The organism is Pseudomonas sp. LY-1, from assembly GCF_053502595.1.
The window spans coordinates 1,930,038-1,942,596 of the sequence record NZ_CP094353.1 but is presented as its reverse complement, the minus strand read 5'-3'; the positions used below and the strand labels follow the sequence as shown (position 1 = coordinate 1,942,596).

At 62.6% G+C, this 12,559-nt stretch carries 14 protein-coding genes; 4 read left to right on the top strand and 10 right to left on the bottom strand.

Going from position 1 to position 12,559, the window contains the following annotated elements; genetic code table 11:
• Positions 1-133: 133 nt before the first annotated feature.
• Entirely contained in the window at positions 134-1,069 is a 936-nt protein-coding gene (locus MOQ67_RS08865; protein WP_198717739.1) for a LysR family transcriptional regulator, read from the top strand.
• Between the two features lie 35 nt (positions 1,070-1,104).
• Here the strand turns inward: MOQ67_RS08865 and MOQ67_RS08860 are convergent, their stop codons facing one another.
• Complete coding sequence (locus MOQ67_RS08860; protein ID WP_017848726.1) at positions 1,105-1,467, bottom strand: 5-carboxymethyl-2-hydroxymuconate Delta-isomerase; 363 nt, start codon at positions 1,465-1,467, stop codon at positions 1,105-1,107.
• 55 nt (positions 1,468-1,522) lie between these two features.
• On the bottom strand, positions 1,523-2,446 hold the full coding sequence (locus MOQ67_RS08855; protein WP_017848725.1) for a LysR substrate-binding domain-containing protein: 924 nt from the start codon (positions 2,444-2,446) through the stop codon (positions 1,523-1,525).
• Between the two features lie 129 nt (positions 2,447-2,575).
• On the opposite strand from MOQ67_RS08855, the gene MOQ67_RS08850 reads away from it, so the two are divergent.
• Positions 2,576-2,755: a hypothetical protein gene (locus MOQ67_RS08850; RefSeq protein ID WP_017848724.1), complete on the top strand. Its 180-nt coding sequence runs from the start codon at positions 2,576-2,578 to the stop codon at positions 2,753-2,755.
• Here MOQ67_RS08850 and MOQ67_RS08845 read toward each other — a convergent pair.
• The 7 genes from MOQ67_RS08845 to MOQ67_RS08815 form a co-directional block, all read right to left on the bottom strand.
• Positions 2,733-4,052: an MFS transporter gene (locus tag MOQ67_RS08845; RefSeq protein ID WP_017848723.1), complete on the bottom strand. Its 1,320-nt coding sequence runs from the start codon at positions 4,050-4,052 to the stop codon at positions 2,733-2,735. The two genes, MOQ67_RS08850 and MOQ67_RS08845, sit on opposite strands and share 23 nt — an antisense overlap.
• Before the next feature lie 56 nt (positions 4,053-4,108).
• On the bottom strand, positions 4,109-5,431 hold the full coding sequence (locus tag MOQ67_RS08840; protein WP_198717740.1) for an MFS transporter: 1,323 nt from the start codon (positions 5,429-5,431) through the stop codon (positions 4,109-4,111).
• Positions 5,432-5,504: 73 nt separating this feature from the next.
• A complete protein-coding gene (locus MOQ67_RS08835) occupies positions 5,505-6,383 on the bottom strand; it encodes an SMP-30/gluconolactonase/LRE family protein (RefSeq protein ID WP_017848721.1) in 879 nt (292 codons plus the stop codon).
• 65 nt (positions 6,384-6,448) lie between these two features.
• Entirely contained in the window at positions 6,449-7,381 is a 933-nt protein-coding gene (locus tag MOQ67_RS08830) for a BKACE family enzyme (protein ID WP_046384351.1), read from the bottom strand.
• Positions 7,382-7,461: 80 nt separating this feature from the next.
• A complete protein-coding gene (locus MOQ67_RS08825; protein WP_026140238.1) occupies positions 7,462-8,250 on the bottom strand; it encodes an SDR family oxidoreductase in 789 nt (262 codons plus the stop codon).
• Entirely contained in the window at positions 8,247-8,969 is a 723-nt protein-coding gene (locus tag MOQ67_RS08820; RefSeq protein WP_126586423.1) for a GntR family transcriptional regulator, read from the bottom strand. Before MOQ67_RS08820 ends, MOQ67_RS08825 begins: the two co-directional genes overlap by 4 nt.
• Before the next feature lie 135 nt (positions 8,970-9,104).
• Complete coding sequence (locus tag MOQ67_RS08815; protein WP_017848717.1) at positions 9,105-9,251, bottom strand: hypothetical protein; 147 nt, start codon at positions 9,249-9,251, stop codon at positions 9,105-9,107.
• A gap of 198 nt (positions 9,252-9,449) precedes the next feature.
• Here MOQ67_RS08815 and tcuC point away from each other — a divergent pair, with 198 nt between their 5' ends.
• Both tcuC and MOQ67_RS08805 read left to right on the top strand, forming a co-directional pair.
• Complete coding sequence (gene tcuC / locus MOQ67_RS08810) at positions 9,450-10,757, top strand: MFS transporter (RefSeq protein WP_198717741.1); 1,308 nt, start codon at positions 9,450-9,452, stop codon at positions 10,755-10,757.
• Complete coding sequence (locus tag MOQ67_RS08805; RefSeq protein ID WP_046490374.1) at positions 10,754-11,512, top strand: substrate-binding domain-containing protein; 759 nt, start codon at positions 10,754-10,756, stop codon at positions 11,510-11,512. The genes tcuC and MOQ67_RS08805 overlap by 4 nt, the downstream gene beginning before the upstream one ends.
• Here MOQ67_RS08805 and MOQ67_RS08800 read toward each other — a convergent pair.
• A complete protein-coding gene (locus MOQ67_RS08800; RefSeq protein WP_017848714.1) occupies positions 11,504-12,406 on the bottom strand; it encodes a LysR family transcriptional regulator in 903 nt (300 codons plus the stop codon). The genes MOQ67_RS08805 and MOQ67_RS08800 overlap by 9 nt on opposite strands.
• Between the last annotated feature and the right edge of the window lie 153 nt (positions 12,407-12,559).

Below are 12,559 nucleotides of genomic sequence, written 5' to 3'. Positions count from 1 at the left end.
GTGTTGCAAACACTTTTTGTCCCACGCACAACACTGAAACACCCTACAGAGCTTTCTATTGGCACTCCCGTTCCGTTAAGCTTTTGCCCTTGTCGCGCGCTGCCACAGTGCCAAGGCTTACCGGATGGAATGGATGCTAAACAGTAACTTGCTCAGAAAGCTCGATATGCAGGATTTGATGGTGTTTATCGCCGTCTACGACCAGAGCAGCGTTACCGAGGTGTCAGAAACGCTGTTCGTCAGCCAGTCGACCGTGAGCTACAGCTTGAAGAAGCTGCGCACCAGCTTCGAGGATGAGCTGTTCATCAACACGCGGGCGGGTATGCGTCCGACGTACAAGGCCAGCACCATGTACGGCCATGTGCAGAAAATCCTCGAAAGCATCAACCTGTGCCACGCCGGTGGCCAAGCCTTTGACCCCACCCAGAAAGCCGTGACCTTCAACGTGTGCGCCCCGGAGTATTTCGAGCAACTGATCCTGCCGCGCCTGTTGAAACACTTCGACCGCGCGAACCTGCCGGTGATCGTCAATGTGCGCAAGCTGGAAACCGAGATCCCTGCCGACGACCTGCGCGAAGGCCGCCTCGACCTGGTGATTTGCTTTGGCCCGCACTTTCACCGCGCGCATAAAGACTTCAAGACCCAGATGTTGCTGGAAGATGATCTGGTGTGTGTCTTCGACAAGCGTGCGGCGCCCCGCGAGGCGGCGTTCAGCCTGCAGTCGTTCGTCAAGCGGCGCCACGTGTTTCCCACGCCGTGGACCTCCGACACCAACATGGTCGACGGCTGGCTGGCGCGTCAGGCCCACAAGCGCCAGGTGGTCGCACGGGCCAACAGCTATGGCGCGGCGTTGAAGATGATCACCGGCACCGACTTCATCGTGACCCTGCCCCGCCGCGTCCACAAACTGCTGGCCCCGGCGTCGGTGTTCGGCCACTGCGAGGCGCCCCACGGGTTGCCGGGGTTCACCCTGGATATGCAGTGGAACGAAACCAGTGAACAGGACAGCGCCAATACCTGGTTCAGGGAGCAGGTGGTCAAAGTCTGCGCTGAACAGGGATTACTCTGACCTTACGCATCGACGGTCGTGGTGGATGGAAGCGCTTAGCCGATCGCGACCTTACTGTAGGAATCGCGATCGATATCCAGCAATTCGACACTCAGTTGCACCTGCACACCTTCCGGCCATGGCCCAAGTTCCTGCACCACGGCCAGCAGGCTTTCTGACAGCTGCTTCTTGACCTGCGCCGAGCGTCCACTGAGCAACGCCAGGCGCACGGCGACAAAACCCCGCGGGTTCATGCCGGTGCCCACGCGAAAACTCTCGACCTTGAGTGAACGGCTCTTGATATCCAGCTCGGCGCCAAACTGACCGGAGGCCACCAATGCATGGTTCAGACGCAACAGGGCCTTGTCGGTGTCCAGTTGCGTCAGGTTGGCGGTGTATTCCAGGTGCAGGTGTGGCATGGGAGTCTCCGAAGTATCGATAGGAAGATTCCTAGATATACCACGGATAAAAGCATCAGACCTTTTTCGCCAGCCCGCGGTCGCTCATGAACGCCTCCAGCCGCGAACGCACCCAGCGCTCGGCCGGATCGGTGTCCACATGGCTGAGCCAGACCATGGACAGATCCAGGGTCGGCGTCTCGAATGGGTAGGGCTCACAAAACAGATTGCCCGACAGCGTCATGGCTTCGGCGGTGTAGTCCGGCAGGCTGGCGATCAGGTCGGTGCCGGCCAGCAGCGCCGGCAGCGCGCTGTATTGCGGCACCGACAGCACCACATGGCGCTTGCGCCCGATTTCCGCCAGCCACTCATCGGCAAACCCGGATACGTTGGCGGTGTGGGACACCAGCACATGGGGCCGCGCACAATATTCATCGAGGGTCAGCGGCCGGTCGGACGCGTCGGCGCGCAGCAAGCGCGGGTGGATATGGCGCAGCAACTTGCGCTTGGCGTTCGCCGGCAGGCCACGGGTCTGGGTGATGCCGACGGTGATATCACCGGATGCCAGCAGATCGGGAATCCGCCAGTAATCCACATGCTGCACCACGAACACCACCTTCGGCGCTTCCTGGCGCAAGGCGCGCAGCAACGGCGGCAACAGGCCGAACTCGACGTCATCGGACAGGCCGATCCGGAAGGTCATGGTGCTGACGGACGGGTCGAAATCGTGGGTCAGGCTCAGCGCCGATGAAAGAGAGTCCAGGGCCGGCGACAGGTGCCGGATGATTTCCTCGGCCCGTGCGGTAGGTTCCATGCGGTGGCCGACGCGAATGAACAGCGGATCGTTGAACAAGGTGCGTAACCGGTTGAGCGCCGAACTGATGGTCGGCTGGCCAAGAAACAACTTCTCCGCCACCCGCGTCACATTGCGTTCGAGCATCAGTGCCTCGAAGACCACCATCAGGTTGATGTCGGCCTTGCGTAATTCATTGCGATTCATCGGCACCTGCCCTTTCCCCACGACAAGCCGCAGTTTAGAAAGCCCGAGGGGCTGCGTCTATGCGCGCACTGTTCATTGGGCGGCTTTACGACTATATATTCAGCTCTTCACGGTCGCAGGAACACTATCGTGCTGGTTATTCTCGCCGCGGCCTTCCTCCTGGCCGGGTTCTGCATCTGGGTCATCCAGTTTATCGCGCACCCCACCGCCCGCACGTTGTTGCGGGTATTCGTCGGCCTGTGCCTGGCGGCGGTGGTGGCGTACCTGGTATTGGCGTCGGGTTATCCTATTTCGTTGCTGGTCTCATAACGACCCGAGGGGCCGGCGCCTGTTCCTGGCCCTGGCGCAAACGCAGCGCGGCCAACGCCGCGACCACCAGCACCACGGCAATCACCTTCAGGCCATTCATCGCGTTGCCGGTACTCATCTCGATCATGCCCATCACCGACGGCCCGACAAACCCGCCCAACAGCCCGCAGGCATTGACGAAACCCAGCCCGCCCGCCAAGGCGACGCCCTTGAGACGCGAGGCCGGGTAGAGGAACACAATCGACTGCACCACAAAAAACATCACTGCCGACAGACAAAAGCCCAGCAGGCTGAACACCGGCCCCGACACCGACGCGATGCCCAACCCCAGCGCCATGGTCAGCAACCCGCTGATCAACAGGCGCCGCGCGCGGGTGGGTGTGGTCGCAAAACGCGGCAGCCACACTGCGCCCAAGGCGGCGGCGATCCAGGGCAGCGAGGTCAGCAACCCCACGCTCATGGTGCTCAATTCACCGTATTTGCTGATGATGCTCGGCAGGAAAAAGATCACCGTGTAGACCGTGATCTGATGGCAAAAATACACAAAGATCGCCAGCAGGATCTGCGGGGTCAGCCAGTTTTTCAACGCGTGGCCGCCCTCCCCGGCGCCTTCCTCGGTTTCCTGGGCAATGCGCTGTTCGATACCCTGCGCTTCCGCCGCCGTCAGCCACGGCGCCTGGCTCGGGCGGTCCGGCAACTTGCGCCACACCACCCAGGCGAACGCCACCGCCGGCAAGCCTTCGAGCAGGAACATCCACTGCCAGCCATGCCAGCCGAGCAGCCCGTCCAGGCGCATCAACGCTGCGCCCACCGGGCCACCGATGATGTTGGCAAAGCACACGCCGAGCAGGAAATAGCCGGTGGCCCGTGCGCGTTGTTCGCGGTTGAACCAGTAGGTCAGATAGAGCATGACCCCGGGAAACAGGCCCGCTTCGGCGATGCCCAGCAGCAGGCGCAATACGTAGAACGAGGTCTCGCCCTGCACAAACGCCATGGCCGCCGAGATCAGGCCCCAGGTCACCATGATCCGCGCGATCCAGAAGCGCGCGCCGACTTTGTGCATGATCAGGTTGCTGGGGATTTCCGACAGTGCATACGTGAGGAAGAACAAGCCCGCGCCCAGCCCGTAGGCTGCGGCGGAGATGCCCAGGTCGACGTCCAGGTGGTGCTTGGCCAGGGCGATGTTGGTGCGGTCCAGAAAGCTCAGGATGTAGGCGATGATCAACAAGGGCATCAACTTGGCGAACATCAATTTGTTCAGCACCTGCGGTTCGCGGGCCTGGGTGGCGGTAGTCATCGGGCAGTTCCTCCTGGCGCCCCGCCAGCGCGGCTGGGGGGCGCATCAATGTTGTTCTAGGGTTCGAGTTGCACAACCAACGCCTGCGGGCGATGGGAAAACACTTGCAGCAGCGCGCCGCCCAGGGCGCAGCCGGCCATCACGAAAAAGCACACGGTGTAGCCATGCAGCGTGGTCCAGCCGCCGCCCATCGCGATCAGGCTGCCCATCAACACCGGCGCCAGGCCGCCGCCGATGAACATCGCGGTGGTGATGATGCCGTTGGCCGTGGAGGTGGCCGACGGCTCGGCCGAGTCGCAGGCCACCGCGTAGTAGATCGGCCAGACCGCATTGGCGACCAGGCCGAACAGCAACTGCACGACGATGATCAGGGTCAGGGTGCTGGCGAAGTAGAACGCGCCGACACTGGCGGCCATCCACAGCCCGCAGATGATCAGGGTGGTACGGCGGCCGATGATGTCCGACAACGACGGCCACACCAGTTGCCCGAGAATCCCGGTCAGGGTGAACACCACGCTCATCCCCGCCGACTGCGCCAGCGACAGCCCGACGATGTTGTAGAGGTAGGCCGGCAACACGATATTCACGCCCATGTACACCACCTGCGTGAGCAGGGTGTTCCCCGCCGTCAACGCGATATTGCGGTTGCGCAGGGTGGCGACAAAGGTGCGCCAGGCGTCGCCCTTGATCTGGCTGGCCGGGGCATTGTCCGGTGGCGTCATGCCTTTGGCGGCGATGTCGACGTACAGCGCGGTGATACGTTCGGCCGTGGAATACCGCGCCCAGAAGATCATCAGCGGCAAGGCCACCACGAAGGCGAAGAAGAACACGTAGCGCCAGTTGTCCTCGCCGAAGGTGCTGATCACAAAGCTGGCGACGATGCCGCTGAGCATCGCGCCGATCGGGTAACCGGTGTGGTGCGCGCCAAGGGCAAAACCGCGGCGTTCCACCGGCCACCATTCGGCGGTGTTGCTCACGCCCACCGGTTCGCCCCAGCCCGCGCCGAGGTTGACCCCGACACGCAGGGCGATAAACGTCGCGAGGTTGCCGCTCAACGCCTTGAACCCGGACAGAAACGAGATCGCCGTGTAGCCCAGCACCAACGGCACCTGGAACCGCGCGCGCTTCCAGCCGCCGCCGTAGCGGTCGCTCCACATCGAACCCGGGATATCCAACAGGGCCAGGGCGAGCATGATCACCGTGGCCACGGTGCCCCACTGATCGGCGGACAAATCGAAATGCTTGGAGATGGTCGGCCCCAGGCGCAACACGATCTCACGGTCGTAGGCGTTGAGAATCCAGATCATCCAGCAAACCAGCAGCGACACCCAGGAATGCCGGTGAATGCTGCGCAGCGACGCTTTTTTTAAAGTAGCCATGAGCCTCTCCAGGCGCGCGAGGGCGCGCACTGACACAAGGTTGCGAAGGAATGTTGCTGATCGAACACACGCGCTAGCTGGCGAACCGTCGCTCGGCTATTCCTTGCACGCCCAACCCGGTAATGGCGAACAGCGCGCCGCGCTGCTGGCCGTCGTGCGGAAAACGCGGCAGCGGCGGCTTGGCCATGGAGGTCACAAACAGGGTGTCGAGGTTCGGCCCGCCGAAGGTCAGGCTGGTGACCTTCTTCACCGGCATTTGGATGATCCGGTCGACGTGACCATCGGGGGTGTAGCGCACCAGCTTCCCGGCATAGACCAGGGCCTGCCACAGGCAACCTTCGGCGTCCACGGTGCAACCGTCCGCGGCGCCGCCACCCGAGGTGTCGACCTTGGCGAAGGTGCGCCGGTTGCTGACATTGCCGCTGGCGAGGTCGTAGTCATAGGCCCAGATCTCGCCCGACCAGGTGTCGCAAAAGTACAAGGTGTCCCCGGATGGGCTCCAGCACGGGCCATTGGAAACGATGATGCCTTCGTCCAGGGTGTGCAGGCGCAGGTCCGGGTCCAGGCGGTAGAGTCTGGCGCTGGCGCGGTCTTCCTGGGTGTCCATGGAACCGAAGACAAAGCGGCCCTGGCGGTCGACCTTGCCGTCGTTGAGACGGTTGTTCGGCAGGTGCGGTTCAGGGTCTTCGATCAGCGCCAGTTCGCCACTGGCCAGGTCCAGAGTGTGTACGCCATTCTGCAGGGCGACGATGGCCGCCGCGCCGTTGTGGCGCAGGGCCATGGAGCCGATTTTCTGGCCCACGTCCCAGGCACGCAGTTCGCGGCCGTCGTCGGTGCAACGCAGGATGCGGCCGTCGGCGCTGTCGATCCAATACAGCCGCTGTTGTTCGACGTCCCACACCGGGCCTTCGCCCAGGGTGGTCTTGACGTCCACAAGCACTTCGATACGCATGGTGTGATCCCCTTATTGTTGTTGTGCGGGATTCGGGCCGCGCCAGCACGCGGCCGTGTCGTCGGTTAGAAATTGACCTGGTCACGCCCCTTGAGCCCGAGGATGTCCCGCGCTTCATCCGGCGTGGCGACGCGATGGCCGAGGGCTTCGATCACGCTGCGAATGCGCCGTACCTGATCGGCGTTCGAAGCGGCCAATTTGCCCGGCCCGTCCCACAACGAATCTTCCAGGCCGACCCGGGCATGGCTGCCCATGGACAGGCCCATGGTCGCCAGCGGAATTTGCCCACGCCCGGCACCGAGGATCGACCACACATAATCGTCGCCAAACAGGCGATCGGCGGTACGACGCATGTGTGCCAGGTCTTCCGGGTGCCCGCCGATGCCGCCGCGCAGGCCGAACACCGATTGGATGAACAGCGGCGACTTGAGCAGGCCACGTTCCAGGAAGTGCGCGGCGGTGTAGAGGTGGCCGATGTCGTAGCACTCGATCTCAAAACGGGTGCGGTTCTCGGCGCAGGAATTGAGGATGTGGGCAATGTCGCGGAAGGTGTTGCGAAAGATCCGGTCGTCACTCTCTTCCAGGTATGGACGCTCCCAGTCGTGCTTGAACTCGGTAAAGCGGTTGAGCATTTCGTACAGGCCAAAGTTCATCGAGCCCATGTTCAGCGAGGCCAATTCCGGCTTGAACTGCATCACCGGCTGTAGGCGTTCTTCCACGCCCATGGTCGGCGCGCCGCCGGTGGTGATGTTGATCACCACGTCGCTGGCGGCCTTGATCTGCGGCAGGAATTCGGCGAACAGCGCGGGGTCCTGGCTGGGGCGGCCGTCGTTGGGGTCACGGGCATGCAGGTGAACAATCGCCGCGCCGGCTTCGGCGGCGCCGATGGCGGCGGCGGCAATTTCCTCGGCAGTGATGGGCAAATGCGGCGACATCGACGGCGTATGGATGGCACCGGTCACGGCACAGGTAATGATCACAGGACGTTTTTTGGACATGACGATTCTCCGACTTTTATTCTTATGAAAAAAATCCTGGGTACAGCTCGGGGTTCTTCCTCGGCGACTGGCGCCGCGTCCTACAGGTACTCGACGTTACCGTCGACACTGATCGCCTGGCCGGTCACGTTGCGGGCGGCGGGCGAACAGAGGAACAGCGCCATGGCCGCGACGTCTTCGGCGGTGACCATGCGCTTGAGGGAAATTTTGTTGAGGTATTCCTGGCGCATCTCGGGTTCGGGTACGCCGACCTGCTCGGCACGGGCGCGAATCACCGCGTCCATGCGCGGGCCTTCGACGATGCCGGGCAGCAAGGCATTGACGCGGATGTCACTCTCGCCCAACTCCGAGGCCAGGGATTTCATCAGGCCGACAATCGCCCACTTCGTCGCCGCATACGGCGTGCGCCACGCGTAGCCCAGACGCCCGGCCACCGAGGCGATATGCAACAGATGGCCGTGGGACGATTGCTTGAGCATCGGCACCGCATGGTGGGCAAAACGGTATTGCGCGGTCAGGTTGATGTTGATGGTGGCTTGCCATTCGGCGTCGCTGATCGCGTCGATACCGCCAGTGGGGCCGGCGATGCCAGCATTGTTGACCAACACGTCGAGGCCGCCGAAATGCTCGCGCTGCACCTCGAACACCGCCGCGATCTGCGCGGCATCACTGACATCGGCGCGGGTGGCGACGCTGCCTGGGTATTTGTCGCGAAACGCCGCCAGAGCCGGTTCGCTGACATCACACACATGCACCTGGGCACCGGCCTCCAGGTACGCCGCAGCCAACACCTCACCGATGCCGGCAGCCCCGCCGGAAATCAATACACGTAACCCAGGATAGGGCTGTAGCCGCTGTAGGACACTCATGCACGTTTACCTCCTGAAGCAGACGACCGCGAACGGTCGTTCTTGACGAGCAGGCGCGCCAGGGAATCGGCGGCCTGCATGATGTCATCGGTCACCGCCGCCCGTGCGCCAGCGCCGTCGCGGGCGGCCAGGGCTTCGACGATGCGCGTATGCGCCTCCATCGAGCGTTGCAGGTGAGCTTTATCGGGGGCGACCAGGGCAAAGCACGGCCCCATGTGCAGCCAGAAATTCTCCACGGCGGCCATGGTCAGCTCGGCCTGGGCCACTGCGTAAATCCGGCGGTGGAAGGCGAAGTTGGTCCATAGGTAGCGCGACACATCGACTTCGTCGGCGGCGTGCTGCATTTGCTGGCACAGGTCGGTGATTTCGTCGAGGTCGGCTTTTTTCAGGAGCAATACGGCCTTCTCGGCCAGCAAGCCTTCAAGAGCAACCCGCGCATCGCGGATTTCGCGCAGGCGCTCGACCGTCATCATGCGGACCCGCAGACGCGAGGTTTCGGTGACTTCAAAGGCGTTTTCGGCGCTGAGGCGTTGCAGGGCTTCGCGCACCGGCATCGGGCTGGAGCCGAGCGCTTCGGCCAGGCCACGGATGGTGAGTTTCTGGCCAGGCTGGAAACGGCCACTCATCAACGCTTCGCGGATCTGGCGGTAGACCTGGTCTTGCAAGGTATCGCGGGACACCTGGCGCAGGGTGGGCAGGAGGAGCGGACCATCTGTCATGAGGCAAACCTGTGTTGTGGTTCTTATGCCTCCAATATGTGATCACAAATCAAATATGTCAAATAGTTTGCCTATTCCCGAGAAACGCCCGTTGCACATGTGGGAGCGGGCATGCCCGCCCCCACCGATCACGCATCAGGGTTTCAGCGGAATTTCCCGATCCCGCTCCGAAAGCTCCGTGCCGTCGTCGGGATGCTTCCAGGTCTGCGGCTTTTCTTCCTCCAATTGCCGCCTGCGTCGCTCCTGCTCCCGTTCGTCCCGCTGTTTCTGTTCGTCAGTCATAGGCACCCCCGACCGTAAGAATTGGTTACGCCTGCAAGCATAGAACAAGGACGCCGCCGTGGGTCTGCACCGACCACTGATAACCAAAACGCATCAATAGATCAAAAATATTCACTTATCATTTCTAAATGTGTCAGCCACTATCCTTGGCCTTAAGCGAAACAAGCACTTTAAAAAGAACGCTGGAGACACAAAAGCATGACTAGCCCTACCCGCCCCGACTCTGCCCGTTCGAAAATTGGTGCGGTTTTCCGCGTTACTTCGGGCAACTTCATCGAACAGTTCGACTTCTTCCTGTTCGGCTTCTACGCCACCTACATCGCTGCCGCGTTCTTCCCCGCCGCTAATGAGTTTGCGTCATTAATGATGACCTTTGCCGTGTTCGGCGCGGGCTTCCTGATGCGTCCGTTGGGTGCGGTCATCCTGGGTGCCTACATCGACGATGTGGGACGGCGCAAAGGGTTGATCGTGACCCTGGCGATCATGGCCAGCGGTACGCTGCTGATCGTGCTGGTGCCGGGTTATCACACCATTGGCCTGTGGGCTCCGGCGCTGGTGTTGCTCGGCCGTCTGCTGCAAGGCTTCTCGGCCGGTGCGGAACTGGGTGGGGTGTCGGTGTACCTCGCTGAAATGGCCACCCCCGGCCGCAAAGGTTTCTACACCAGCTGGCAGTCGGGCAGCCAACAGATCTCCATCGTGGTCGCCGCCGCGCTGGGCTATGGCCTGAACGTGTGGATGCAACCGTCGGTCGTGGCCGACTGGGGCTGGCGCATTCCGTTCGCCGTCGGTTGCGTGATCATTCCGTTCATCTTTGTGCTGCGGCGCAACCTTGAGGAAACCGAAGAGTTCGCCAACCGCAAACATCGCCCGAGCATGCGTGAAGTGCTGGCGACCCTGGCGAAAAACTGGTCTGTGGTCATTGGCGGCATGTTGATGGTGGCCATGACCACCACCGCGTTCTACCTGATCACCGTGTACGCGCCGACCTTCGGCAAGACCGTGCTGCAACTGACCACGTCCGATGCGTTGCTGGTGACCCTGTTGGTGGCGATCTCGAACTTTGTCTGGCTGCCCATCGGCGGCAGCCTGAGCGACCGCTTCGGGCGCAAACCGGTGCTGGTCGCAATGACCGCGCTGACGGTGCTCACGGCTTATCCGGCGCTGTCCTACGTGGTAAACGCTGCGAGCTTTGCGCATATGCTGGAAACCCTGCTGTGGTTCTCCTTCCTGTACGGCATGTACAACGGCGCGATGATCCCGGCGCTGACCGAAATCATGCCGGTGGAAGTGCGCGTGGCGGGCTTCTCCCTGGCCTATAGCCTGGCGACTGCGATCTTCGGCGGTTTCACTCCGGCGATCTCCACCTGGTTCATTCACATCACCGACGACAAAGCCTCGCCGGCCTACTGGTTGATGTTCGCGGCCCTGTGCGCCCTGTGCTCGACCCTCGCGCTGTATCACCGCGCCAATACCCGCGGGCAAGTCATGCTCGAGGCGGCGCAATGAAAGCGCTGTCGCAAACCCTGACGGCCCTGGCCCTCGGCACCCTGGCACTGACGGCCCAGGCCGAACAACTCAAGGTGATGACCTCCGGTGGCTTCACCGCTGCCTACAAGCTGCTGGGCCCGCAATACGCCCAGCGCAGCGGCGACACCCTCGACACCGTCCTCGGCCCGTCCATGGGCAAGGCGCCGGAAGCGATTCCCAACCGCCTGGCCCGTGGCGAACACGCGGATGTGGTGATCATGGTCGGCTACGCCCTGGATGAGCTGATCAAACAGGGCAAGGTCGACAAAGCGTCCCGCGTGGAACTGGCGGATTCGCGAATCGGCCTGGTGGTGAAAGCCGGCGCGGCCAAACCGGCCATCGGCACCGATGCCGAACTCAAAGCGGTGTTGCTCAAGGCCAAGTCCGTGGCGTATTCGGACAGCGCCAGCGGCGTGTATGTCGAGAAGGAACTGTTCAAGAAACTCGGCATGCCGGCCAAGGGCACCATGATCGAACGCATCCCCGTGGCCGAACAGGTCGCCAAGGGTGACTACGAGGTGGGCTTGCAGCAGGTGGCGGAACTGTTACCGGTGCCGGGGGTGACTTACGTCGGCAAGATCCCTGAAGACGTGCAATCGGTGACGCGCTTCGCCGCGGGTATTCCGGTCAACGCCGAACACCCGGCGCAGGCCAGGGCGCTGCTGCACTACCTGGCCTCGCCCGAGGCGCAAGCGGTGGTGCAATCCACCGGCCTGGACTCGGTATCACGCTGACCGAAACGGCAGCTCCCGCACCAACCGCTCCAACTCCAGCGCCGCTGGCGGCAACGTCCGCCCGCGGCGCTTGATCAAGCCCACATTGCGCATCACCTGCGGTTCCACCAGCGGCACACTCAGCAGGATCGGGTGTTCAGTGCCCGGCATGGCAATCGACGGCACCATCGCCACACCCAGCCCCGCCTCGACCAAGCCGATCATGGTGGTCACGTGGTGCGTCTCGCAGATACTCGGCTTTTTCACCCGCACGCCGCGCAGGGCCTGGTCCAGCAGAAAACGGTTGCCCGAGGTTTTGTCCACCGTGATGTAGTCATGCTCGTAGGCCTCGGCCCAGCTCACGCTGGCGCGCTCGGCCAGCGGGTGATCGCGGCGGCAGGCCAGCACATAACGCTCCTGAAACAGCAACTCGAACTCCACCTCATCGGCCAGGCTGCCGCTGAAACTCACGCCGAAATCCGCCTCGCCGCTTTCCACCGCATTGCACACCTCGCCGGCACTGGCATCCAGCACCCGCAGGCGAATCTTGGGGTAGAGCTTGTGGAATGCCGAGATCACGTGAGGCATGAAGTAATACGCGGTGGACGGCACACACGCGATGGTCACATCGCCCATCCGCGTGGAGGCGACGTTGCTGATGCCCATCAGCGCGATGTCGAGGTCATCGAGGATACGCTCGACCTGCGGCAGGAAGGCGCGCCCGACCATGGTCAGGCTGACGCGGCGCGTGGTGCGCTCGAACAGCTTCACGTCGAGGGCGGTTTCGAGCTTTTCGATGCGCCGGCTGAGCGCCGGCTGCGAGATCCGGATGGCATCGGCGGCGCCGCGAAAACTACCCTTGTCTACTACGGCGCGAAAGGCTTGGAGGTCGTTGAGGTCGAAGTTGATGATCACGGTAGGAAGCCAGTGGGAATCGGGATGGAGGGCATTATCGTATGGCAGGTGACGGGGCGCCATGTGCGTAAGGACCGGCGCCCGGATACGCCAGGTTGTCAGCATGAAACTGCGCAGTATGGCGCGTTTTGACGGCCCGCGAACCTGTCAGGA

Excerpts from the sequence above, each read along its gene's own strand:
- MOQ67_RS08835 (WP_017848721.1), bottom strand. The coding sequence starts at position 6,383 with ATGCGTATCGAAGTGCTTGTGGACGTCAAGACCACCCTGGGCGAAGGC.
- MOQ67_RS08855 (WP_017848725.1), bottom strand. The coding sequence starts at position 2,446 with ATGAATCGCAATGAATTACGCAAGGCCGACATCAACCTGATGGTGGTC.
- MOQ67_RS08825 (WP_026140238.1), bottom strand. The coding sequence starts at position 8,250 with ATGAGTGTCCTACAGCGGCTACAGCCCTATCCTGGGTTACGTGTATTG.
- MOQ67_RS08865 (WP_198717739.1), top strand. The coding sequence starts at position 134 with ATGCTAAACAGTAACTTGCTCAGAAAGCTCGATATGCAGGATTTGATG.
- MOQ67_RS08805 (WP_046490374.1), top strand. The coding sequence starts at position 10,754 with ATGAAAGCGCTGTCGCAAACCCTGACGGCCCTGGCCCTCGGCACCCTG.
- MOQ67_RS08845 (WP_017848723.1), bottom strand. The coding sequence starts at position 4,052 with ATGACTACCGCCACCCAGGCCCGCGAACCGCAGGTGCTGAACAAATTG.
- MOQ67_RS08840 (WP_198717740.1), bottom strand. The coding sequence starts at position 5,431 with ATGGCTACTTTAAAAAAAGCGTCGCTGCGCAGCATTCACCGGCATTCC.
- MOQ67_RS08830 (WP_046384351.1), bottom strand. The coding sequence starts at position 7,381 with ATGTCCAAAAAACGTCCTGTGATCATTACCTGTGCCGTGACCGGTGCC.
- MOQ67_RS08820 (WP_126586423.1), bottom strand. The coding sequence starts at position 8,969 with ATGACAGATGGTCCGCTCCTCCTGCCCACCCTGCGCCAGGTGTCCCGC.
- MOQ67_RS08860 (WP_017848726.1), bottom strand. The coding sequence starts at position 1,467 with ATGCCACACCTGCACCTGGAATACACCGCCAACCTGACGCAACTGGAC.
- tcuC (WP_198717741.1), top strand. The coding sequence starts at position 9,450 with ATGACTAGCCCTACCCGCCCCGACTCTGCCCGTTCGAAAATTGGTGCG.
- MOQ67_RS08815 (WP_017848717.1), bottom strand. The coding sequence starts at position 9,251 with ATGACTGACGAACAGAAACAGCGGGACGAACGGGAGCAGGAGCGACGC.